Raw genomic sequence first — 21,690 nt, 5'->3', positions numbered from 1 at the left:
CGGACGGCCCCGCCGCGACGGCCCGCCCGATCCCGGTGGCTCGCCCCACTCCGGTCCCTGCGGCTCCTGATCCGGGACGAGCGTGCCCGCCGGGTTCTCAGGCGCGGATGGCGGTCGCCGGGACCGGAGTGGGGTCGGGCGGGGGGCCGAGGGAGGCGGTGGCGGTCCAGGCGGCGGCGTACATGATCACCCGGGCCGAGAAGTTGATCCAGACCAGCAGGCCGACCACCACGGCGAACACCCCGTAGACGGGATTGTTCAGGGTGCCCGAGAGGATCAGCACGGCGAGCTGCTTGAGCAGGGCGAAACCGGCCGCGCCGAGCAGGGCTCCGCGCAGCAGCACCCGCAGCGGCTGCCTGGACCGGCCCAGCCAGCGCAGGATGATCAGGAAGACGACGACGTCGGTGAGCACGCTGACCGCCAGCCCCGCCAGCCAGATCGTGACGGTGGCCACCGGCGACCCCGACAGCCCGAACCACTCGGCCACGACCCCGCTGGCCTGGGTGGCGAAACCGGCGACCAGCACCGACGCCACCATCGTGGTACCGACGAGCACGAGCGCGGCCAGGTCTCTCAGCTTGGCGAGGGCGAAGTTGAGCGGCGCCTCGGTCGTCATGGAGATCTCGCGCAGCGCGCCGCGCAGGGCGTCGATCGCACCGAGCCCGGCGTAGAGGAGGCCGAGCAGGCCGATGATCCCGGCGCTGGTCCTGGACCCGGCGATCTGCTGGATCGGCAGCCTCTCGGCGAGGCCGGGCAGATACTGGTTGATCGCCGTCTGCAGGGTCACGATGGCGTCGGGCCTGACGGAGAGGAAGTAGCCGAAGACCGCGAAGGCCAGCGCGACGATCGGGAAGAACGACAGGAAGGCGAAGTAGCTGACCGCTCCCGCGAGCCGGTCACCGGACTGGATCTGGTAGCGCTGGAAGGTCCTGACCAGGTGGTCGAGCCAGTGCCACCTGATCCGGGCCGCGCCGAGCGTCCTGCCGAATCGCTCCCGGGCCGATTGGATACGTTCGAGCACGCTTGTCACGTGCGCCCCCTACCCAATCACCGCCGTCCCGATCGTGGACGGCGACGAAAAAGCAGCCGTGCGTACACGGGAGACCACGGAGCGGACCGGAGACCACCGGGCGAGGCGGAAGCCCTGCCGCCGCACCCCGCGAAACCCCGCCGGAGCCCGTACGGGAGGCGTCGCGGCCCGGAGAGAACCCCGCGCGGGCCGCGACGGAAGATCACGAAGTGGGCAGGAACCCCACCCGGTCGCGCACCCTGGCCATGGTCTCGGCGGCCACCGCGCGGGCCCGGACGGCCCCGATGGCGAGCATCCGGTCGAGCTCGGCCTCGTTGGCGAGCAGCTTCTCGGTGCGCTCGCGGATCGGGGTGAAGGTGTCGACCACGAGCTCGGCCACGTCCTTCTTGAACGTGCCGTACCCCTGCCCGGCGTAGCGGGCCTCCAGCTCGGGGATCGGGACGCCGCTCAGCGCGGACTGGATGCGCAGCAGGTTGGTGACGCCGGGCTTGTTCTCGTCGTCGGCGAGGACCTCGGAGCCGGTGTCGGTGACCGCACGCATGATCTTCTTGCGGAGCGGCCCCGGCTGCTCCAGCAGGTCCAGGATCCCGGCGGGCGAGGAGGAGGACTTCGACATCTTCGCCGTGGGCTCCTGAAGGTCGGTGATCTTCTCGACCCCCTTGACGATGTGCGGCTCGGGCAGCGTGAAGGTCTCGCCGAAGCGGTGGTTGAAGCGCTGCGCGAGGTCGCGGGTCAGCTCCAGGTGCTGCTTCTGGTCGGCACCGACCGGCACCCGGTTGGCCTGGTAGAGCAGGATGTCGGCCGCCTGCAGGATCGGGTAGGTGAACAGCCCGACGCTGGCCGAGCTCTCACCGGCCTTGGCCGCCTTGTCCTTGAACTGGGTCATCCGCCCGGCCTCGCCCATCCCGGTGAGGCAGATCAGCACCCAGGCCAGCTCGGTGTGCTCACGGACGTGGCTCTGCACGAAGACCGTGGAGCGCTCGGGGTCGAGACCGGCGGCGAAGAGCTGGGCCGCGGCGACCCTGGAACGCCTGCGCAGCACTTCCGGCTGGTAGTCCACGGTGATCGCGTGCAGGTCGACGACGCAGTAGAAGGCGTCGTAGCCCTCCTGCATGGCGACGTACTGCCTGATGGCGCCGAGGTAGTTTCCCAGGTGGAAGGAGTCTGCGGTGGGCTGGATTCCCGACAGGACACGAGGACTGGCCATAACAGCCAATTCTGTCAGCTGCCGGGAGTGGTTGGCGCGTCAATTCCGGCACCCCGACGACGACACCTTGATCACAGCACCTCGGCAACGCGGGTCGCCACGGTCAGCGGTCAGCGCCTCCGGGCGCGACACGCACCCGTCGGCTGCCGGAGCCGGTACGTCCAAAAGCGACGCGCCCCCGTCAGCCGCCCGAAGCGGCCGGTACGTCCGCGCCCGTCAGCTGTCGGGAGCGGGCGGTGCCTCCGAACGCGGCGCGCTCCGCTTGATCCTGACCCGGGAGACCCTGCGGCCGTCCAGGTCGGTGACCGTCAGGTCGAACCCGGGGATCTCCACCCGCTCCCCCAGCGCCGGAAGGTGGCCGAGCGCCCACATGACGAACCCCCCGAGGGTCTCGTACGGGCCGTCGGCCAGGCGGATGCCGCTCTCGGTCGCCACCTCGTCGAGGTTGGCCAGCCCGTCGAGCTCGACCTCCCCTGCGGGCAGCGCGACGTGCTCGTCCGCCACGTCGTGCTCGTCGCGGATGTCGCCGATCAGCTCCTCGACGAGGTCCTCCAGGGTGACGATGCCCGCCGTGCCGCCGTACTCGTCGACCACGATCGCCAGGTGGTGTCCCTCCCTGCGCATCTCCGACAGCGTGGCCATCAGCCGCTTGCTGGTGGGGACCAGCTTGACCGGGCGGATCGGCACCAGCTCGCTGATCGGCTCGATGGACCCGGTCAGCACCGGGTCGAGCAGGTCGCGGATGTGGACGAAGCCCACGATGTCATCGTAGGAGTCGCGGTAGACGGGGAAGCGGGAGTGCGGCATGGCCGCGGCCAGGATCGCCGCCTCGGCCAGCCGCGTGTCGGCGGACATGAACTCCACCTCGGTACGGGGCAGCATCACCTCGCGGAGCTGCCGCTTGCCCGCCGCGAAGACCTCCCCGATCAGGTGGCGCTCGTCGGCGGTGAGCTCATGGTGGCCCACCACCATGTCGCGCAGCTCCTCGGTGGAGATCTCCTCGCGGTCGGCGTCGGGGTCGCCGCCGAGCAGCTTGACGACCCCGTCGGTGGACTTGGACAGCGCCCAGATGATCGGCCGCGACAGCGCGGCCATCCGGTCGAGGAACGGCGCGACCAGCAGGGAGATCCCCTCGGCGCGCTGCCGGGCGATCCGCTTGGGGGCCAGCTCGCCGAGGACCAGCGAGGCGTACGAGATCGCCAGCGTCACCAGTACCAGGGAGAGCGGGGCCGTCACGGCCTCCGGCACCCCCCAGCCGGTCACCACGGGGATGAGGTCCTTGGCGAGGGTGTCGGCGCCGAAGGCGGCCGAGAGCATGGTCGCCACGGTGACGCCGATCTGCACCGCGGACAGGAAGCGGTTGGGGTCGCGGGCGAGCTTGGCCGCCCTGGCCCCCCTGCGGCCCTGGGTGTCGAGCCGCCTGACCTGGCTCTCCCTGAGGGAGACCATGGCCATCTCCGCCGCGGCGAAGAATCCCCCGATCAGTACGAAGAGCATGACCAGGGCGATGTTCGCCAGGACGCTGTTCACGAGATCGTCTCCGTCATGGCGGTCGGCCGTTCCGGCGGTGGCCGATATTTGATGTGCCAGCATATGCTGGCGATAGACTTACAAAAGTCAACAAGTATAAACATCATCAAACAGGAGGCTCCGTGAAGCTGCTCGTCACCGGAGGCGCCGGATACATCGGCGGGGTCGTGGCGGCGCAACTCGTCGAGGCGGGCCACGAGGTCACCGTGCTGGACGACCTCTCCACCGGCCACGCCGACGCGGTGCCGCCGGGCGCCCGCTTCGTCGAGGGGTCCGTCACCGAGGCCGCCGCCCTGCTGGAGGGCATGGACGGCGTCCTGCACTTCGCGGCGAAATCCCTGGTCGGCGAGTCCGTGGAGCGGCCGGGCCTCTACTGGGCGCACAACCTCGGCGGCACCCTGGCCCTGCTCGACGCCATGCGGGGCGCGGGGGTGGGGCGGATCGTCTTCTCCTCCACCGCCGCGACGTACGGCGAGCCGGAGCGCTCCCCGATCAGGGAGACCGACCCGACCCGGCCGACCAACCCCTACGGCGCGTCCAAGCTCGCGGTCGACACCGCGCTGAGCGCGTTCGCCGGGGTGTACGGCCTGGCCGCGGTGAGCCTGCGCTACTTCAACGTGGGCGGCGCCTACACCGCGAGGGACGGCAGGGTCTACCGCGAGCGTCACACCGTGGAGACCCACCTGATCCCTAACATCCTCGCCGTCGCACTCGGCGGGCGCGAGTCGGTCAGCGTGTTCGGCACGGACTACCCCACTCCGGACGGCACATGTGTACGCGACTACATCCACGTGTCCGACCTCGCCGGGGCCCACCTGCTGGCGCTGGACGCCTGCTCGGCGGGCGAGCACAAGATCTACAACCTGGGCAGCGGGACGGGTTTCTCGGTCCAGGAGGTGCTGTCGGTCTGCCGCGAGGTCACCGGCCACGAGATCCCCGCGGTCGTGCGCGAGCGCCGCGCCGGTGACCCGGCCGTGCTGGTGGCCTCGCCCGACAGGATCCAGCGCGAGCTCGGCTGGAAGCCCGAGCACCCGTCGATCCGCGACGTCGTCGCCGACGCCTGGGCCGCCCTGCGCGGCTGACCCCGCCCCGCCCCGGCCCGGTCCGCGGCTCCTGCTCCGGAGACCTGCGGCCGGGCCGGGCGGGCATGTCTACCTCAGGCTGAAGCGGGCCGTGTTGTTGGCCGGGCGGCGGTCGCCCAGCCGGAGGGAGTAGACGGTCGCCTCGGCCCGGGGCGCGTGCGCGCGGGCCACGAAGGCGAGCATGAAGCTCACCCGCCTGCCCGCCCCGACCGTACGAAGCCTGCACCCGACGTAGGCGGGGTGGGAGTCGCACCGCGCGCCCCTCGCCGACATGAGGCGCGCGCCACCGGTGTCGAAGAGGACCCCGGCGTCGTGGACGCGCCTCGGCCCGCGGTTGCGCACCACCGCGGCCACGGTCACCAGGCGGCCCGCCCGCGTCGCACGCGACAGCCTGACCGCCAGGTCCGTACCCTCGTCCACCTCAGTCAGCGTCTCGGAGGAGTTGTCCGTCTCGTCGTCGTCCACGACCTCGGAGGAGAGCGTCGCGCTCGCCTCCAGCGGTCCCCGCGCGCCGGACCTCACCAGCCCGACGATCGTCACCTCGCCGGTCTGCCCGGCCAGGACGTCCTTCGTCGAGGGACAGAGCACCTCTCCGGCCACGGCGCCGGGGAGGCACTCGGCGACGTTGACACCGATCACCGCCACCTCCTCGGGCAGCCGTACGGTGAGCAGCGGGAGCACGGCGTCCCCGGGACCGTCGTTGCGCACCTCGGCCCGGTAGGTCAGCGACTGCCCCGGCTGCGCGCGCTTCGGGGAGACCGTCAGCCGCACCGACAGGTCGGCACCGCCCCAGGCGTCGTCCTCGGGCGAGGCGAGCGCCCCACGCGGTGCCGCCACGAGCACGAGACAGATCACCCCGGCGACGATCCGCGCCGCGGCGTGCTCCCTGAACCCCGATCCCCCGACCACAAGTGATCATTGAACGCCGGGTCACGCCGCTCCGCGACGATCGACACGCCGCCTTTTCCCACCCCGGCCCACGCGGCGAAAGGGCGGGGAGGCTTCCCGCCGCCGCCCGCGCGGCGAAAGGCCGGGAACGCGAACGGGGCCCCGGCGTGCGGGGCCCCGTTCGCGTGACGGCTCAGACGGAGCTCGTACGACTCAGGCCGCGGCGTCCGCGTGACGGCTCAGACGGAGTTCGTACGAAACCTCGGGCCGACGTCCGCGTGACAACTCGAACCAGCGCTCGCGTGACGGCTCAGATCAGGCCGAGCTCGCGCACCGCGGAACGCTCCTCCTCCAGCTCGCGCACCGTGGCGTCGATGCGCTCACGGGAGAAGGCGTCGATCTCCAGGCCCTGGATGATCTCCCACTTGCCGTCGCGCGAGGCCACGGGGAAGGACGAGATGAGGCCCTCGGGCACGCCGTACGAGCCGTCGGAGGGAATCGCGGCCGAGGTCCAGGCGGTGCCGTTGACCCAGTCGAAGACGTGGTCGATCGCCGCGTTGGCGGCCGAGGCGGCCGAGGACGCGCCCCGGGCCTCGATGATCGCGGCGCCGCGCTTGGCGACGGTGGGGATGAAGGTGTCACGCAGCCAGGTCTCGTCGACCAGCTCGGCGGCGATCTTGCCGCCGACCTCGGTGTGGAAGAGGTCGGGGTACTGGGTGGCGGAGTGGTTGCCCCAGATGGTCATCTTCTTGATCTCGGTGACCGGGACCTGGAGCTTCGCGGCGAGCTGGGACAGCGCGCGGTTGTGGTCGAGACGGGTCATCGCGGTGAAGCGCTCGGCCGGGACGTCCGGGGCGTGCTGCTGGGCGATGAGCGCGTTGGTGTTGGCCGGGTTGCCGACCACCAGCACCCGGATGTCCCCGGCCGCGTTGTCGTTGATCGCCTTGCCCTGCGGGCCGAAGATGCCGCCGTTGGCCTGGAGGAGGTCACCGCGCTCCATGCCCTTGCTGCGGGGACGGGCACCGACCAGCAGCGCGACGTTGGCGCCGTTGAACGCCGCGTTCGGGTCGTCGGTGACCTCGATGCCGCTCAGCAGCGGAAACGCGCAGTCGTCGAGCTCCATCGCGGTGCCCTCGGCGGCCTTCACGGCCTGCGGGATCTCCAGGAGGCTCAGCGTGACCGGGACGTCGGCGCCCAGCAACTGGCCCGAGGCGATGCGGAAAAGCAGCGCGTAGCCGATCTGACCGGCGGCGCCGGTGACGGTGACCTTTACGGGAGTCTGGGCCATGACCTTCCCCCACTCGAAGGATGAATTCTGACGCTCGGATGCTACCCGTCCACACCGGACGGCCGTCCGGCGAGTGCCCCGATCCGCCCTCCGGGCAGCAGGACCAGCGCGGCGAGCGCGACGAGCGCCCCGCCGACGGCGAGCCACGGGACGACCGTCGAGGTGGTGGCGGCGTGGGCGGCCTCCAGCCCGCGGACGGGCGCCTCCTCCCTGACCACGGTCGTGTACAGGGTCCCGGCGAGCGCCAGGGCGACCGAGCCGCCGATCTGCCGGAAGAAGGTCAGGTTCGCGCTGGCGGTGCCGATGAACCGGGGCGGGACCGAGGACTGGACGGCCACGGTCAGCCCGGACAGCATCGGCCCCATACCGAGACCGAGCAGCGCCATCCACCCCGCCAGGGCCAGGGCCGGGGTGTCGGCCGCGAGCCCGGTGCACAGCAGCGCCCCGGCTGAGATTAGGCGCAGGCGGCCATGGCGGGGAGGTCATTCTCCCGCGCGGGGAACTCGACCTTGGAGAAGTGCTTGTCGAGCAGCCTGCGGATCGTGCCGCTCCGGTAGAGGTCGGCGATCGCCCCCTTGACGGCCTCGCAGGTGCGTACGTCGCCCCTCTTGAGGGCCACCGCGTAGCGCTCGTCGGTGAGGTTCAGGCCGAGCAGCTTGTAGCGGATGCTCTCCCGGTTGGCGAAACCGGCCAGCAGCAGGTCGTCGCCGGGGATCGCGTCGACCTCACCGGCCTGCAGCTTGTTGACGCACTCGGAGTAGGTCTGGGCGGGAACCAGCGTGAGCTGTTCCACCGCGCCCTGCAGAACCGCCACGGCCGCGCTGGAGGCCGGTTGGCACATCCGGCTGCCCTCCAGGCCCCGCACGGTCACGATCGGCGAGCCGTCCTTGACGAGGGCGTCGACGTGGGCGAGATAGTACGGCCCGGCGAAGGTGACGGCGTCGGTGTCGTTGATCGAGTACGTCGCCAGGACCAGGTCGACGTCACCGTTCGCCAGCAGTTTCGGCCGGTCGGGACGGGCGGTGGCCCGGAAGGTGACACCGCTCTCCGGCACCCCCAGCGCCTTGGCGATCCCAAGGGCCAGGTCGACCTCGAAGCCGCTCCACTTGCCCTCGCTGTTCAGCGCGATACCGGGCAGGGAGTCGCGCAGGCCGACGACGAGCCTGCCCGTCCCGGCGGCCTTGTCCGCCACGGAGGTGAACGTCGTGGGGACGGGCTCCTTCGGCTCGTCCTCCGACCCGGCCCGTGGCCACCACTGGAGGGCGGCCACCCCGGCGGCCACCAGCAGCACGGCCACGGTCGCGGCCACGGCCACGGCGATCCAGCGCCCCCTGCGCGGGCGCCGCAGCGTCTCCGGAGGGCCGACGCGGGTCGTGGCCGCCTGCCAGCTGGGCGGCGGCACCTCCCCGGCGTGCTCCGCGTACCCGCCGCCGTCGCCGTACCCGGGAGACGAGGGGTGGTCCCAGTGGTCGGGGGACGACGGGCGCCGCTCCGGAGGACGATCCCAGGAAACGCGGTCCGGGGAGCGGTGTTCCGGGGGACGGTGGTCCGGGGAGTGCGGCTCGGAGGGGCGGTGGTCCCGGGAGCGGTGGTCGGGGAAGGCCGGGTGCTCCACGGGCGTCGGCGCGGGGACGTGGGAGGGCCCGCCGTGCGCGGCGGGTGCGCGGCGCTCGCCCTGGCCGGGCCCGGTGTGGCTCCCTGGACCGCTCTGACCACTCTGGCCGGTTTGGCCGCTCTGGCTGGTCTGACCGCTCTGACCGCTCTGATCAGTGTGGCCGGGGTGGGAGCGCTGGTCCTGGGCGGGATACCGGACCTGGAACCCCGTGGACGGGAGGGGCGGCTCGCCCGGGAGGCCGCCCGTCCTGGGGGTCGGAGTGCGCATGGGACTGGTGGCGTCGTTGTCACGGCCCTGCTCGCCGTCGCGGGCATACCCCCGATCACGGCCCTGCTCATCGTCACGAGCGTGCCCTTGCCCACGGCCCTGCTCACCATCACGGGCGTATCCCTGCCCGCGGCCCCGCTCGCCGTCGCGGGCATGTCCCTGGACACGGTCCTGCTCATGGCCCTGAGCACGGTCCCGTTCACGGCCCTGGGCACGAGACCGAGGCACGTCGTGGGACGGTGACGTGGGGACGGCGACCTCGGCGCCCTGGGTGAGGATCGCGGGCGAGGCGTTCACCGTCTCGGGGTGGCCGAGCAGCCGGAGCAGGAGCTGGTCGGCCGAGGGCCGCGTGGCGGGTGACTTGGCCAGCGCCGAACCCACCACGCCGCGCAACGGCTCCGGCAGCACGCCGAGGTCGACCTCGTGGTTGAGGATGCGGTTGAGCACCACCGCGATCGAGCCTCCGGCGAAGACCGTCTCGCCGGTCGCGGCGAACGCGATGGTCGCCCCCCAGGCGAAGACGTCGGTGTGCGGCCCGACCTCGGAGCCGGAGATCTGCTCGGGAGCCATGTAGGCGGGGGTGCCGATGGCCCGGCTGGTGATCGTGCCGGTGGAGTCGAGGATGCGGGCGATGCCGAAGTCGACGACCCTCGGGCCGTCGGCCGCGATGAGCACGTTGTCCGGCTTGAAGTCGCGGTGCACGATCGAGGCGTGGTGGATCGCGGTGAGCGCGGTGGCCGTGCCGATCGCCAGCCGCTGCAGCGGGGAACCCCTGAGGGGACCGTCGGCCTCCACGACCTCGCGCAGCGACCTGCCCTCGATGTACTCGCTCGCGATGTAGGGGGTGTCGCCTTCGAGGTCGGCGTCCATCACGCCCGCCGTACAGAACGAGGCGACCCGCTGGGCCGCCCTCGCCTCCCTGGCGAACCGGGATCTGGCGATGGCGTCGCCGGAGAACTTCACGTGCAGCAACTTGATCGCCGCCCGCTCCCCCGCGGCGTTGATCCCGAGGTAGACGATGCCCTGCCCGCCCTCGCCGACCCGCCCGACAACGCGGAACGGCCCGAGCTGGCGCGGCTCTCCCGCTTCCAGTGGCGCGATCTCCGGCATCATCGTCCCCACGATCTCGTAATCTTCGACGTGGCAAACTTTACGGCGCCATGACCCGCCCTCTCCCCCTGTTATCCCGACGTGACCTCACATTTCTTCCGGTAACAACCCGCCTTCCGCCCATGTCACGATGAAAAATGGCAGGCACCCTCACCCCCCCAATCTCCGACATTCACCCCAATCTGGCGCTCCAGCCGCTTAGATCGCTACCGTTGTACGTCCCTCAGGCAAGCCGGAGCAAAAACTTCCATGCGCCGATATATCGGTTATCGCGAGTTCGTGCAGCGCGATCAGCGTTCCCTCGTCGGCACCGCCCTTCTCCTCACCGGCAGCCACGAGCAGGCCATTCGCCTCACCCTGCGTTCCTTCCACACCGTCGCCCTCTCCTGGCCGCCGCCGCTGTGGGAGAACCCCACCACGCACGCCCAGATCGCGCTCTACCGCCGCTTCCTCCAGCGGCCGAGCGCCGCCGGGCCGACGGCCCTGGTACGGATCCCACCCCGGCAGCGGCTCCTCGTGGTGGCCTGCCTGCACGACGGCAGGTCCCGCGCGGAGATGGCCTCCCTTCTCGGGCTACCGGAGAAAACCGTGGAGTCGGAGATCGCCGAGGCGGTCGACACCCTCACCAAGGGCAGCGAGAGCCGTCTGATCACCAGGATGGCCAACGCCGCGGGCGAGGCCTCCGTCCCCGACCTCACCGGCCGGTCCATGCGTACGCTCAGGCGCCGTCGCGCCCGGGGAGCCCTCCTCGCGGTGACGGCGGCGCTCGTCCCGGTCGGCCTGGTCGCCGCCTTCACCGTCTTCCAGACGGGCGAGGTGTGGAACTCGGCGCTGGGCGAGCGCAACCAGCCCCACGCGGCACAGGCGCAGGAGCCCGTACGAGCGGTCTCCAGCCCCGAGCCCGGCGACCAGGAGTCGGGCGGTCCCGAGCCGGGTGCCACCCCGGTGCCGTGGCAGGCCCCGCGGACCTCCTCGGCGATCCGCTACGCGGTCCCCGGGCCGTGTCCCGACGAGGACGGCGCGCCCCCGGCGCGGGCCGGAGACGTCACCTGCGCGGGCTGGACGCTGACACTGGCCTCCGGCGGCCCCGAGAGCCCCGCTCCCGGCCTCGCCGCCTGCGAGGGCCGCGAACCCTGCGAGCCGGCGCTGAGCGTCCCCGACGCCGCCCAGCGCCTCGCGCACGGGGACGAGGGGGAGCGCCCGCGGCTCATCCCCGCCATCAGCCGCGACGGGCACCGCGTCGCCTACCTCAGCGCGGCGGAGCGACGCTACGTGGCCCACGACCTCGGCAGTGGCGTGAAGCGCTACCTGTCGCCGGTCCTCGTCCCCGCCGACACCGAGAACGGCACGCTGGTGAGCGTCTCCCCCGACGGCCGCCACTTCACCGTCACCCTCGGCGAGCGGCGGCTGCGCACCGACTTCACGACCGGCGCCCTGACATCTGTGCCCGCAGGACAGATGTCTCCGGCGGAGAAGGCCGCCACCTGGCTCCGGGAGCGCTACGGGGCCTGGGCCGACTCCCCCGGCGGAAAATACGCCGCCGCGATCGTCGCCGGGAAGGGTGAGGACCTCCACAGCCTCCACATCGTCGACGCCACGTCACGGCGGGTCTTCAAGCGGCTCTCGCTCCCCGAGGTGGGGCGCCCCGCGGAAGCCGAGGTCGTGAGCTGGCTGAACAACCGCGAGGTGGCCGTGAGAATGAGCGCCAAGGCCGGGGGCGACGTCCTCGGCCTCTTCAGGGTGAACGCCGTCAACGGGCGGGCGCACCCCGTGCCCGGCCTCCCGGCCGACGCCTCGCTCGTCCTGGGGGCCGCGACGGCACCGTGACCGGCCGCGCGGGAGGAATCCCGCGCGGAAGGCGGGAAACGGGAGAAGGGCCGCCGTGGGGCGGCCCTTCTCCTGTGGGCGGCGGTGCCTGGCCGGGGTGACGACCGGGGACCACCGGGGTACCGGTGGGGTGCCGGTCAGCCCACCTTCTTCTTCAGGTTCTCGTCCAGGGCCGCCAGGAAGTCCTGGGTGGTCAGCCACTTGGCGTCGCCGCCGACCAGCAGGGCGAGGTCCTTGGTCATCTGACCGCCCTCGACGGTCTCGACGCAGACCTGCTCAAGCTTGTCCGCGAAGTCGATCAGCGCGGGGGTGTTGTCGAGCTTGCCGCGGTGCTGCAGGCCCCGGGTCCACGCGAAGATCGAGGCGATCGGGTTCGTGGAGGTGGGGTTGCCCTTCTGGTGCTCGCGGTAGTGGCGGGTCACCGTACCGTGGGCGGCCTCGGCCTCGACGGTCCGGCCGTCGGGGGTGAGCAGGACCGAGGTCATCAGGCCGAGCGAGCCGAAGCCCTGCGCGACGGTGTCGGACTGGACGTCGCCGTCGTAGTTCTTGGCGGCCCAGACGTATCCGCCCTCCCACTTGAGCGCCGCGGCGACCATGTCGTCGATGAGGCGGTGCTCGTAGGTGATCCCGGCGGCGTCGAAGTCGGCCTTGAACTCGGTCTCGAAGACCTCGGCGAAGATGTCCTTGAAGCGGCCGTCGTAGGCCTTCAGGATCGTGTTCTTCGTGGAGAGGTAGACCGGGTAGCCGCGCGACAGGCCGTACCGCATGGAGGCGCGGGCGAAGTCGCGGATCGAGTCGTCCAGGTTGTACATCGCCAGCGCGATGCCGGGGCCGGGGAAGTCGTAGACGTCGAGCTCGATCGGCTCCGAGCCGTCCTTGGGGGTGTAGGTGAGGGTCAGGCTGCCCTCGCCGGGGACCTTCAGGTCGGTGGCGCGGTACTGGTCGCCGAACGCGTGACGGCCGATGATGATCGGCTTGGTCCAGCCGGGGACGAGCCTCGGCACGTTGGACATGATGATCGGCTCGCGGAAGATGACACCGCCGAGGATGTTGCGGATGGTCCCGTTCGGGGACTTCCACATCTTCTTGAGGCCGAACTCCTCCACCCGAGCCTCGTCAGGGGTGATCGTGGCGCACTTGACGCCGACTCCGTACTGCTTGATCGCGTTCGCGGCGTCGATCGTCACCTGGTCGTCGGTGGCGTCGCGGTGCTCGATCCCGAGGTCGTAGTACTTCAGGTCGACGTCGAGGTAGGGAAGGATCAGCTGGTCCTTGATGAACTGCCAGATGATCCGGGTCATCTCGTCGCCGTCAAGCTCGACGACGGGGCCCTCTACCTTGATCTTGGGCATGCGTGTGGTTCCCCTTCTGAACTAAATTGGCCAGACAGTCCTTTTTGAGGCTCACTGGCCGTTGAGGCTATCGGACCGGGCCAATCGCCTCGCGACGCACCCGTTCCTCCGACCTGTCGCAACGACACAGACGCCTATCGCAACGGCATGAGCGCCGGGAATTCGAGGATCAGCCCGCCTACCATGAGCGCGATTCCGAGGCCCGCGAGGGTGAGGGCGTCGGTCGCCTTCCGGCGCACGGCGAGCCGCCCGCCTCCGGCCAGCCGGGCCAGCGCTCCCAGTGTCATGACGGCGCCGAGGGCGAAACCGCCCCACTCGGGCATGTCAAGCAGCACCGCGAAGACCATGGCGGCGACCGCGCCGACCGCCACCAGCGGGTACGCGCCCCAGCGCTCCTCGTTCGCGTTCACCGCTCGCGCGTTCACCGGCCCACCACTCGCTCTCGCCTCCGACTCATCGATTCCGACCCGTCCGATCTCGATTCACATGATCTCGGTTCACATGATTCCGGGTCATCCGACTCCGGGCCACCTGCACTCCGGGTCATCTGACTCCGGACCACCTGACTCCGGCTCACCGCTCGGCGATCGGCTTCCACTTCTGGTCGCGCTCGCCGATGTACTCGCTGTCCGGGCGGATCAGCCGGTTGTCGGCGTGCTGCTCGATGACGTGTGCCGTCCATCCTGACATGCGGCTGACCGAGAAAACGGGAGTGAACAGGTCCGTCGGGATGCCGAGATAGTGGTAGACGGTCGCCGCGTAGAAGTCGACGTTCGGGTAGAGGCCCTTCGTCTCGAAGACGACCTCCTCCATCTCCTTGGACATCCGGTAGTACGTGTCGTCGCCGGACGCCTCGCCGAGTTCCTGGGACATCTTGCGCAGGTGCGTGGCGCGCGGGTCCTCGGTCTTGTAGACGCGGTGCCCGAAGCCCATGATCTTCTCTCCGGCGGAGAGCCTGTCCCGTACGGCCTGGGCGACGGAACCCGCGTCGAGCGACTCCAGGGTGCGCATGACCTGCTCGTTGGCACCGCCGTGCAGGGGGCCCTTGAGGGTGCCGATGGCCGCCACGACGGCCGAGTGCATGTCGGACAGGGTCGCGGCGCAGACGCGGGCGGCGAACGTGGAGGCGTTCATCGTGTGGTCGGCGTGCAGGACCAGGCAGGCGTCGAAGATCTCGACCTCGCGCTCACCGGGGGCGCGTCCGGTGATCTGGAGGAGGAAGTTCGCCGCCACGCTGAGCTCGGGGTCCGGGTCGGGGACGGTGGCCCCGGTCCTGGCCGCGTGGTAGCGGGCGACGAGGATCGGCTGCTGCGCGGTCAGCCTGGCGGCCTTGCGCAGGTTCGCCTCGGGGGCGTTGGTGTCCTTGTCCGGATCGTCGCCCCCGGCCAGCGAGACCAGCGTGCGCAGCGCCTCCATGGGGGCCTGCTTCTCCGCGATCTCCGGGATGTTGGCCTCGGCGAGCGTGCCGAGCGTGCGCCCCCGGACCAGTTCCTCACCGTACGTCGACAGCTGCTCCCGGGTGGGAAGGGTGCCGTACTGGAGCAGGTGGGCGGTCTCTTCGAAGGTGGTGCGGCCTGCCAGATCGTGGATGTCGTAGCCACGATAGAAGAGGCGACCGGCCTGACCGTCGATGTCACTGAGCGCTGTGGACGCGGCTACGACATCGGCGAGACCTTTGGTGGGCTTGTCCGCCATGAGTGTTTCCTCCGCTTATCTGTGTCCGAAGTCTACCTGTGAGCAGCGGAAACCCTCCCGAGAGGTACAGACCAATTTCACGCAGGATTCTCCTTCTGGCAAAGGCGATTCCCCATCACCTCGTTTGGGTAAGCCGGAGCTGTAGGAATAGTTACGGCGGGCTACCTGGGGAGGAACTGCCGTGGAGGGGCCGTTCATACGCATCGAGGACACAGGCGAGGTGGTCCCGTTGCGCCCCGAGATCACGACGATCGGACGTGGCCGGGGAGTGGACATCCGGCTCACCGATCCGAGTGTTTCCCGGCTGCACGCGGAATTCGTCCGGCGCGGGCCCTACCTGTACGTCGTTGACCTGGGCCTGTCCCGCAACGGCACTCGGGTCAACGGCCGGCCGATCGCCCGGCGGGTGCTTGACGACGGTGACGTGGTGTCCTTCGGCGCGGCACGAGGCAGGATCGGCGGAGTGCCGCGCGAGGACTTCGCCCCGGAGGTCGAGCTCCGCCGCGCCGCGGCACCGGAGCTGACCAGGCGGGAGGTTGATGTCCTGACGTCGCTGTGCCGTCCGGCGCTTTCGGACGAGGCGTTCGTCGCACCGGCCACGGCCAGGGAGATCGCCGACGATCTGGTGGTGACGGAGGCGGCTGTCAAACAGCACCTCCTGCGCCTCTACCAGAAGTTCCGGATCCCCGAGGGGACCAACCGGCGCACCAGGCTGGCGAACGAGGTCGTCGCCCTGGGGCTGGTCAGGCCCACCCCCGTGGTGCCACCGCAGCGCGCGGCCGGTGCCCCCGAGACCCAGACGGCGGCGTCCACCACCGCGAACCGCAGGGCCTCGTAAAGGGGCCTCGCGAGCTCATCCGTTTGTGAAGGGGCTTCGCGGACAAGCGAGCCGAGCGGGCCGGGCGGGCCCGGAGAACCGGTCCTGCCCGAGACGCCCGGCACCGCCCGAGCCGTCGGCCGTCCCCGAAGGGACGGCCGGTAGGCGCGGGAACCGGCCTCAGCCCCGCTCGTGGGCACGCCTCTCGGCGGCCTCGACCACGTTGGTGAGCAGCATGGCCCTGGTCATCGGGCCCACACCGCCCGGGTTGGGAGTGAGGAAGCCCGCGACGTCCCCGACGCCGGGGGCGACATCACCGGCGATCTTCCCGTCGACCCGGGAGACACCGACGTCGAGCACGGCGGCGCCCGGCTTCACCATGTCCGCGGTGATCAGGTGCGGCACCCCCGCCGCGGCGACGACGATGTCGGCACGCCGGGTGTGGGCCGCGAGATCCTGGGTGCCGGTGTGGCAGAGCGTCACGGTGGCGTTCTCGGAGCGGCGGGTCAGCAGCAGGCCGAGCGAGCGGCCCACGGTGATGCCGCGGCCGACCACGACGACCTCGGCCCCCTTGATCGGCACCCCGTACGCCTGAAGGAGCACGACGATGCCGTACGGCGTGCAGGGCAGCGGCGCGTCGACCATGTGGACCAGGCGGCCCAGGTTGACCGGGTGGAGGCCGTCGGCGTCCTTCGCCGGGTCCATCCGCTCGATCAGCGCCCGCGTGTCGAGGTGGCGGGGCAGCGGGAGCTGGACGATGTAGCCGGTGCACTCGGCGGAGGCGTCGAGCTCGTCGACGACCGCCTCGACCTCGGCCTGGGTGGCGTTCTCCGGCAGGTCCCTGCGGATGGAGGAGATGCCCACCTCCGCGCAGTCGCGGTGCTTGCCCGCCACGTAGATCTGACTGCCGGGATCACCGCCCACCAGGACGGTGCCGAGCCCGGGGACGACGCCCCGCTCCCTCAGCGCGGCCACCCGCGTCGTGAGGTCTGCCTTGATCTTCGCCGCCGTGGCCTTGCCGTCGAGAATCCGCGCGCTCATGCGGACAACCCTCTCACGGGAACACCGGGAGCACCGGTGGTCAGCCGCGCTCCGCCTCTCTCGCTTCCCTCCGCTCGATGATCCTGCGGGTGAAGGGGATCCACTCCATGGCTCGCCCGCTGAGGTAGGCCGTGCCGAGCGCGAGGATGATCATCATCCAGGGACTGACCCAGAAACCATGCATGATCACGAAGGCGTACAGGGCGTGGTCGAGCAGGGGCATAAGGGATCTCCACGGCTGGGATGAAAGGGATGCTTCAGACTAACCGCAGGTCAAACCTTTTTCAGCCAGGTAGTCCTGTCTAATCCGCCACTTTCTTATCTCCTGTGTACGGCCGCCACATCCGCGTGACGGCCGCACGCAGGGGACGGGCTCAGTGGAAGAAGTGACGGGTGCCGGTGAAGTAGAGGGTGACCCCGGCCGCCTCGGCCGCCGCGACGACCTCCTCGTCCCTGATCGAACCGCCCGGCTCCACGATCGCCCTCACTCCCGCGTCGATGAGGATCTGCGGGCCGTCGGCGAAGGGGAAGAACGCGTCGGAGGCCGCGGCCGCCCCCTCCGCGCGTTCGCCCGCCCGGGAGACCGCGAGCCGCGCCGAGTCGACCCGGTTGACCTGGCCCATGCCGACGCCCACGCTCGCGCCGTCCGAGGCGAGCAGGATCGCGTTGGACTTCACCGAGCGGCACGCCTTCCAGGCGAAGGCAAGATCGGCGAGAACCTCGGCGGAGGCGGCGGGCCCGGCCTTCAGCTCCCAGGTGGACGGGTCGTCGCCCGGGGCGTCGACCCGGTCGGCGGTCTGCACCAGCAGGCCGCCGTCGATCCGGCGGAACTCCGCCGGGTTGGACGGCCCCCCGAGGCAGGACAGCAGCCGGATGTTCTTCTTCGCGGTGAGCACCTCCAGCGCCTCCTCCGTGAAGGAGGGCGCCACCACGACCTCGGTGAACACCTCGGTGATCTGCCGGGCCAGCTCCCCGGTCACCTCGGCGTTGACCGCGATCACCCCGCCGTACGCGGAGACGGGGTCGCAGGCGTGGGCCTTGCGGTGCGCCTCGGCGACGTCCGCGCCGACCGCGATGCCGCACGGGTTCTGGTGCTTGATGATCGCCACGGCGGGCGCGTCGAAGTCCCAGGCGGCCCGCCAGGCGGCGTCCGCGTCGAGGTAGTTGTTGTAGGACATCTCCTTGCCGTGCAGCTGCTCGGCGTTGGCCAGGCCGTCCTTCTGCCCCGAGTACAGGGCGGCGCCCTGGTGCGGGTTCTCGCCGTAGCGCAGCGGCGACCGCAGCTCCCAGGCCGCACCCATGTAGCGCGGCCACGCGCCGTCCTCGGCGGCGTAGACGCTCGCGAACCACGAGGCCACCGCGGTGTCGTACGAGGCGGTGTGGGCGTACGCGGCGGCGGCCAGGCGGCGGCGCTCGGTGAGGGTGAAGCCGCCCTCGGCGACCGCGGCGAGCACGTCGCCGTACGAGGCGGGGTCGACGACCACCGCGGCGGTGCCGTGGTTCTTGGCCCCGGCCCGGATCATGGCGGGCCCGCCGATGTCGATCTGCTCCACACACTCGACGTCGGAGGCACCGGAGGCCACAGTCTCCTGGAACGGGTAGAGGTTGACCACCACCAGCTCGAACGGCTCGATCTCCAGCTCTTCGAGCTGCTTGACGTGGGACGGGTTGCCGCTGTCGGCCAGCAGCCCGGCGTGCACGCGCGGGTGCAGCGTCTTGACCCGGCCGTCGAGGCACTCGGGGAAGCCGGTCAGCGACTCGACAGGAGTGACGGGAACACTGAAGGAGGCGATCTTCGCGGCGGTGCCCCCGGTGGAGACGATCTCCACGCCCGCGGCGTCGAGCCCACGGGCGAGTTCCTCCAGCCCGCTCTTGTCATACACCGCGATCAACGCGCGCCGGATGGCGATGCGGGTCACTTCGTGCTCCTCCTGGTTGGTTCCGGTTTTCTCCGGGGCGCCCGGCTCATCCGCCGGGTCGTCCGAATCGAACAGTCCTGCCGGTGACGGTCCAGCCCTCGCGGGCCATCCGGCCGACGGTCTCGACGAGCAGGTGACGCTCGACGGTCTTGATGCGCTCGTGCAGGGACGACTCGTCGTCGCCGTCCAGCACGGGCACGGCCTCCTGGGCGATGATCGGCCCGGTGTCGACACCCGCGTCGGCGAGCATCACGGTGCAGCCGGTGACGCGCACGCCGTACGAGAGCGCGTCGCGGACGCCGTGCGCGCCGGGGAAGGAGGGCAGCAGGGCGGGGTGGGTGTTGAGGACCGGGAAGGCCTCCAGCGTCGGCGCGCCGAGGATCTTCATGAACCCCGCGCAGACCACGAGGTCGGGCCGGTGACCGGCGATGCGGGCGGCGAGCCCGCGGTCCCACTCCTCGCGGGTGGGGTGGTCGGCCAGTCTCTCCACGAAGATCGGCACCCCCGCGCGCTCCGCGCGGGCCAGCCCCTCGACACCGTCGCGATCGGCGCCCACGGCCACGATCCGGGCACCGTAGGCGTCGTCTGCCACAGCGTCCAGCAGGGCCTGTAGGTTGGTTCCAGAACCGGACACGAGAACCACAAGCCGAACGGCCTGGGATGACACCGACGCACTCCATTCGGACGGGGACTCACGCCGCTGCAAGGGTATCGGCCTGTCCGCACGAACAACGCAAGGAGGTCAGGTGACACTACCGGTCCAGGCGCCACCCACCGAGAGCGCCGGTCGGAGGGCGCTGTGGCTCGCGGTCGCCGCGGTGGTGATGACGTTGGTGCTCCCCCTCGCGGGAATCGTCATGGCGATCTTCGCCCTCGTCACCTCGATCCGCGCGATCAGGACGCTCCGTTCCATCGCCAAGCCGGCCGTCACCGCCGTGGTGGGCGTCGTGCTGTCGACCGGGGCGCTGCTGGTCTCGATCGCGGTGACGGCGCTGCAGTTCTACTTCGGCGACGAGCTGGCCGCCTACACCGAGTGCGGCAGGGGCGCGGGCACCGTGGCATCGCAGAACGAGTGCGTGGAGCAGCTCGAACGGGCCATGGAGAAGAAGATGACCTTCCTCCAGCCGGGCCAGGTGCAGTTCCCCTTCCCGCCCTGACCGGCCCGCGGGCGACCGGCCTGCGGGCACCTCGGTCAAGACCCGCCAGGACCCGCAGGACCCGCAGGACGGGGACGTGACCGTCCCGGCTCTCCTCACGGCCGTCCGTACGCTCGGCGTATACCCGTCCGGTGCGGCGAGGTCCGGCTTGACCGGGTTGTCGCCGCCGTGCGGACGTGGATGCCGGGTGCTCAGTCGCGGTCCCAGGCGTAGGGGTCGACGTAGATGACGTGGCCGCCCTTGTCGTCGGTCTCGTCGACGATGTCGCGCCGGGGCGGGCGCGGCGGGTCGGGGCGGCGTGCCTTCTGCGGGCTCTCCGCCGCGGCCGAGGCGTGCTCGTCCTCCCAGTCGTCCCTGATGACCGGGATCGGCTGGGTCTCGCACTCCGTGGCGTCCAGCCAGTAGCCGGGGAGCTTCTGGAGCTCCTCGGACTCGGCGAAGCCGACCTTGCCCGCCGCGGAGGCCGCGGCCTTGGCGATCTTGACGCCCGCCTTGCGTACCGGCGCGGTGGCCGTGCCGACCTTGGCCGCCGCCTTGGTGACGGCCGTGTTGTGCCCGCGGAAGATCAGCCACCAGTTGGCCAGTCCCGCGGCGATCCCCGCGGCGACACCCACCTCCAGCGTCACCGAGAGCATCACCTCCCACCCCGAAGGACCCAGCGCGGACAGCCGCGCGCCGCCGAGCGAGCCGCCGGAGAGCGCGGCGAGCAGGCCCGCCGCCGCCCCGGTCGCCAGCCCGCAGACGAACCCCCACAGCGGCGCCCCCTCGTACGAGGGGGAGGGCGAGATCCGGACGACCAGGACGCCCGCCACGGCCCCGGCCACGAACGGCACCGCGATCACGATCATCACCCAGGCCGAGGTCGGGCCCGCGTCGGGCAGCGCGCCCAGGATCGGCAGGCTCGGCACCGTACCCAGCTGCACGCCCGTCGGCGCGACCAGCGTGCCGGTGCCGACCGCGAAACCCGGGCCCGCGATGTACGCCAGGCCCCAGATGACGGCGTTGAGCAGGTAGAGCCCCTGCACCAGCAGGAGCAGCAGCCCGCCGACGAACCCCGGCGCCAGGATCCCCGACAGCTCCTGGACCTGCCCGAAGTTGACCACGACGGCCCCGAGCACCATGACGGCACCCGCCACGAGCATGATCGACAGCGCGGCGGACGTCCCGAACACGACCGATCGCAGCCGCTCGGGCAGCAGGCGCAGCATCGACCGCCAGGGCCCGATCGTCCTGGCGACGGCCACGGAACCCGCGATGAAGGCCAGCGCCAGATGACTGACCAGCACGTCACCCAGGAAGGGCTGGGTGATCTCGTTCCTGGTGACCAGCGCGATCAGCCCGGCCAGCAGCGCGTACGGCGCCGCCAGCGAGATGCCCGCCTGCGCGATCAGGACCAGCTGCGCCCTGCGCCGGGCGTTGGACACCTCCTTCGGGGTGTTCTTGGGCAGCCTGGCGGGCAGCCGGAGCCGCAGGTCCGCGTCGCGGGCCATCCACATGCCCGCGCGGTACAGCAGGAAGGCGGGCAGGACCGTCAGCCCGAGCGGGAGCAGGCCCACCGAGCCGCCGGGTATCGCGAAGCCCGCGTGGTGCGCGGCCAGCCAGAGCTGCGACGCGGTGCGGAACACCGCGGGCAGGCCCGCGCCGAGCGCACCGCGAGGAGCGGCGATCCAGCCGACCAGGGTAAGCGTGGTGAGCACCGCCAGTCCCACGCCGAGGGTCCACGCGGCGGCGAGCATCCCGGAGACGGGAAGCGGCCGGCGGACGTCATCGTCGTCACCCGTGAGGCCGGGCAGGGGGATACGGCTGAGGACGTTGCGGGGAGCCGTCCGTAGCTGATCGAAAAGGGCCGTCACAGTAGTCGATGG

Annotated in this window: 19 protein-coding genes; 4 read left to right on the top strand and 15 right to left on the bottom strand. The window is 71.1% G+C overall.

Going from position 1 to position 21,690, the window contains the following annotated elements; genetic code table 11:
• Positions 1–97: 97 nt before the first annotated feature.
• From ACW9TB_RS21200 to ACW9TB_RS21190, 3 genes are all read right to left on the bottom strand, one after another.
• Positions 98–1,030: a YihY/virulence factor BrkB family protein gene (locus ACW9TB_RS21200; RefSeq protein ID WP_472749761.1), complete on the bottom strand. Its 933-nt coding sequence runs from the start codon at positions 1,028–1,030 to the stop codon at positions 98–100.
• A 202-nt stretch (positions 1,031–1,232) separates the two neighbouring features.
• Positions 1,233–2,237: a tryptophan--tRNA ligase gene (gene trpS / locus ACW9TB_RS21195; RefSeq protein WP_472749760.1), complete on the bottom strand. Its 1,005-nt coding sequence runs from the start codon at positions 2,235–2,237 to the stop codon at positions 1,233–1,235.
• A gap of 216 nt (positions 2,238–2,453) precedes the next feature.
• Complete coding sequence (locus tag ACW9TB_RS21190) at positions 2,454–3,767, bottom strand: hemolysin family protein (RefSeq protein WP_472749759.1); 1,314 nt, start codon at positions 3,765–3,767, stop codon at positions 2,454–2,456.
• 122 nt (positions 3,768–3,889) lie between these two features.
• Between ACW9TB_RS21190 and galE the strand changes: the two genes are divergently transcribed.
• On the top strand, positions 3,890–4,849 hold the full coding sequence (galE, locus tag ACW9TB_RS21185; protein ID WP_472749758.1) for a UDP-glucose 4-epimerase GalE: 960 nt from the start codon (positions 3,890–3,892) through the stop codon (positions 4,847–4,849).
• A gap of 69 nt (positions 4,850–4,918) precedes the next feature.
• On the opposite strand, the gene ACW9TB_RS21180 is transcribed toward galE, so the two are convergent.
• The 4 genes from ACW9TB_RS21180 to ACW9TB_RS21165 form a co-directional block, all read right to left on the bottom strand.
• Positions 4,919–5,758 carry a hypothetical protein gene (locus ACW9TB_RS21180; RefSeq protein ID WP_472749757.1) on the bottom strand — a complete coding sequence of 280 codons (840 nt, stop codon included), beginning with the start codon at positions 5,756–5,758 and terminating at the stop codon, positions 4,919–4,921.
• 289 nt (positions 5,759–6,047) lie between these two features.
• Entirely contained in the window at positions 6,048–7,025 is a 978-nt protein-coding gene (locus ACW9TB_RS21175; RefSeq protein ID WP_472749756.1) for a malate dehydrogenase, read from the bottom strand.
• A gap of 41 nt (positions 7,026–7,066) precedes the next feature.
• Positions 7,067–7,411: a hypothetical protein gene (locus tag ACW9TB_RS21170; RefSeq protein WP_472749755.1), complete on the bottom strand. Its 345-nt coding sequence runs from the start codon at positions 7,409–7,411 to the stop codon at positions 7,067–7,069.
• A gap of 68 nt (positions 7,412–7,479) precedes the next feature.
• The gene (locus ACW9TB_RS21165; RefSeq protein WP_472749754.1) at positions 7,480–10,020 is read right to left on the bottom strand and encodes a bifunctional serine/threonine-protein kinase/glutamate ABC transporter substrate-binding protein; all 2,541 of its coding nucleotides are present in this window, start codon (positions 10,018–10,020) and stop codon (positions 7,480–7,482) included.
• Between the two features lie 276 nt (positions 10,021–10,296).
• On the opposite strand from ACW9TB_RS21165, the gene ACW9TB_RS21160 reads away from it, so the two are divergent.
• The gene (locus tag ACW9TB_RS21160) at positions 10,297–11,844 is read left to right on the top strand and encodes a sigma factor-like helix-turn-helix DNA-binding protein (protein ID WP_472749753.1); all 1,548 of its coding nucleotides are present in this window, start codon (positions 10,297–10,299) and stop codon (positions 11,842–11,844) included.
• Positions 11,845–11,981: 137 nt separating this feature from the next.
• Here ACW9TB_RS21160 and ACW9TB_RS21155 read toward each other — a convergent pair whose 3' ends face one another.
• The 3 genes from ACW9TB_RS21155 to ACW9TB_RS21145 form a co-directional block, all read right to left on the bottom strand.
• Positions 11,982–13,196, bottom strand: a complete 1,215-nt coding sequence (locus ACW9TB_RS21155; RefSeq protein WP_472749752.1) for an NADP-dependent isocitrate dehydrogenase — start codon at positions 13,194–13,196, stop codon at positions 11,982–11,984.
• A 134-nt stretch (positions 13,197–13,330) separates the two neighbouring features.
• Positions 13,331–13,621, bottom strand: a complete 291-nt coding sequence (locus ACW9TB_RS21150) for a DUF3017 domain-containing protein (protein ID WP_472749751.1) — start codon at positions 13,619–13,621, stop codon at positions 13,331–13,333.
• A gap of 148 nt (positions 13,622–13,769) precedes the next feature.
• On the bottom strand, positions 13,770–14,891 hold the full coding sequence (locus tag ACW9TB_RS21145; RefSeq protein WP_472749750.1) for a citrate/2-methylcitrate synthase: 1,122 nt from the start codon (positions 14,889–14,891) through the stop codon (positions 13,770–13,772).
• A gap of 181 nt (positions 14,892–15,072) precedes the next feature.
• Between ACW9TB_RS21145 and ACW9TB_RS21140 the strand changes: the two genes are divergently transcribed.
• Positions 15,073–15,729, top strand: a complete 657-nt coding sequence (locus ACW9TB_RS21140) for an FHA domain-containing protein (RefSeq protein WP_472749749.1) — start codon at positions 15,073–15,075, stop codon at positions 15,727–15,729.
• Between the two features lie 159 nt (positions 15,730–15,888).
• Here the strand turns inward: ACW9TB_RS21140 and ACW9TB_RS21135 are convergent, their stop codons facing one another.
• The 4 genes from ACW9TB_RS21135 to purN all read right to left on the bottom strand — a co-directional run bounded on the left by ACW9TB_RS21135 (position 15,889) and on the right by purN (position 19,335).
• Positions 15,889–16,749, bottom strand: a complete 861-nt coding sequence (locus ACW9TB_RS21135; protein ID WP_472749748.1) for a bifunctional methylenetetrahydrofolate dehydrogenase/methenyltetrahydrofolate cyclohydrolase — start codon at positions 16,747–16,749, stop codon at positions 15,889–15,891.
• Between the two features lie 40 nt (positions 16,750–16,789).
• Positions 16,790–16,972, bottom strand: a complete 183-nt coding sequence (locus tag ACW9TB_RS21130; RefSeq protein WP_472749747.1) for a hypothetical protein — start codon at positions 16,970–16,972, stop codon at positions 16,790–16,792.
• 151 nt (positions 16,973–17,123) lie between these two features.
• On the bottom strand, positions 17,124–18,668 hold the full coding sequence (gene purH / locus ACW9TB_RS21125; protein WP_472749746.1) for a bifunctional phosphoribosylaminoimidazolecarboxamide formyltransferase/IMP cyclohydrolase: 1,545 nt from the start codon (positions 18,666–18,668) through the stop codon (positions 17,124–17,126).
• Positions 18,669–18,714: 46 nt separating this feature from the next.
• On the bottom strand, positions 18,715–19,335 hold the full coding sequence (gene purN, locus ACW9TB_RS21120) for a phosphoribosylglycinamide formyltransferase (RefSeq protein WP_472749745.1): 621 nt from the start codon (positions 19,333–19,335) through the stop codon (positions 18,715–18,717).
• Between the two features lie 79 nt (positions 19,336–19,414).
• Here purN and ACW9TB_RS21115 point away from each other — a divergent pair, with 79 nt between their 5' ends.
• Positions 19,415–19,825, top strand: a complete 411-nt coding sequence (locus tag ACW9TB_RS21115; RefSeq protein ID WP_472749744.1) for a hypothetical protein — start codon at positions 19,415–19,417, stop codon at positions 19,823–19,825.
• A 191-nt stretch (positions 19,826–20,016) separates the two neighbouring features.
• Here ACW9TB_RS21115 and ACW9TB_RS21110 read toward each other — a convergent pair whose 3' ends face one another.
• Positions 20,017–21,678: a cell division protein PerM gene (locus ACW9TB_RS21110; protein WP_472749743.1), complete on the bottom strand. Its 1,662-nt coding sequence runs from the start codon at positions 21,676–21,678 to the stop codon at positions 20,017–20,019.
• Positions 21,679–21,690: the final 12 nt, after the last annotated feature.

The organism is Streptosporangium sp. H13245, assembly GCF_055690525.1.
The sequence above is the reverse complement of the archived record's forward strand: the minus strand, read 5'-3'. Positions and strand labels throughout refer to the sequence as shown.

Excerpts from the sequence above, each read along its gene's own strand:
- ACW9TB_RS21135 (WP_472749748.1), bottom strand. The coding sequence starts at position 16,749 with ATGAGCGCGCGGATTCTCGACGGCAAGGCCACGGCGGCGAAGATCAAG.
- ACW9TB_RS21155 (WP_472749752.1), bottom strand. The coding sequence starts at position 13,196 with ATGCCCAAGATCAAGGTAGAGGGCCCCGTCGTCGAGCTTGACGGCGAC.
- ACW9TB_RS21145 (WP_472749750.1), bottom strand. The coding sequence starts at position 14,891 with ATGGCGGACAAGCCCACCAAAGGTCTCGCCGATGTCGTAGCCGCGTCC.
- ACW9TB_RS21165 (WP_472749754.1), bottom strand. The coding sequence starts at position 10,020 with ATGATGCCGGAGATCGCGCCACTGGAAGCGGGAGAGCCGCGCCAGCTC.
- ACW9TB_RS21130 (WP_472749747.1), bottom strand. The coding sequence starts at position 16,972 with ATGCCCCTGCTCGACCACGCCCTGTACGCCTTCGTGATCATGCATGGT.
- ACW9TB_RS21170 (WP_472749755.1), bottom strand. The coding sequence starts at position 7,411 with ATGGCGCTGCTCGGTCTCGGTATGGGGCCGATGCTGTCCGGGCTGACC.
- trpS (WP_472749760.1), bottom strand. The coding sequence starts at position 2,237 with ATGGCCAGTCCTCGTGTCCTGTCGGGAATCCAGCCCACCGCAGACTCC.
- ACW9TB_RS21175 (WP_472749756.1), bottom strand. The coding sequence starts at position 7,025 with ATGGCCCAGACTCCCGTAAAGGTCACCGTCACCGGCGCCGCCGGTCAG.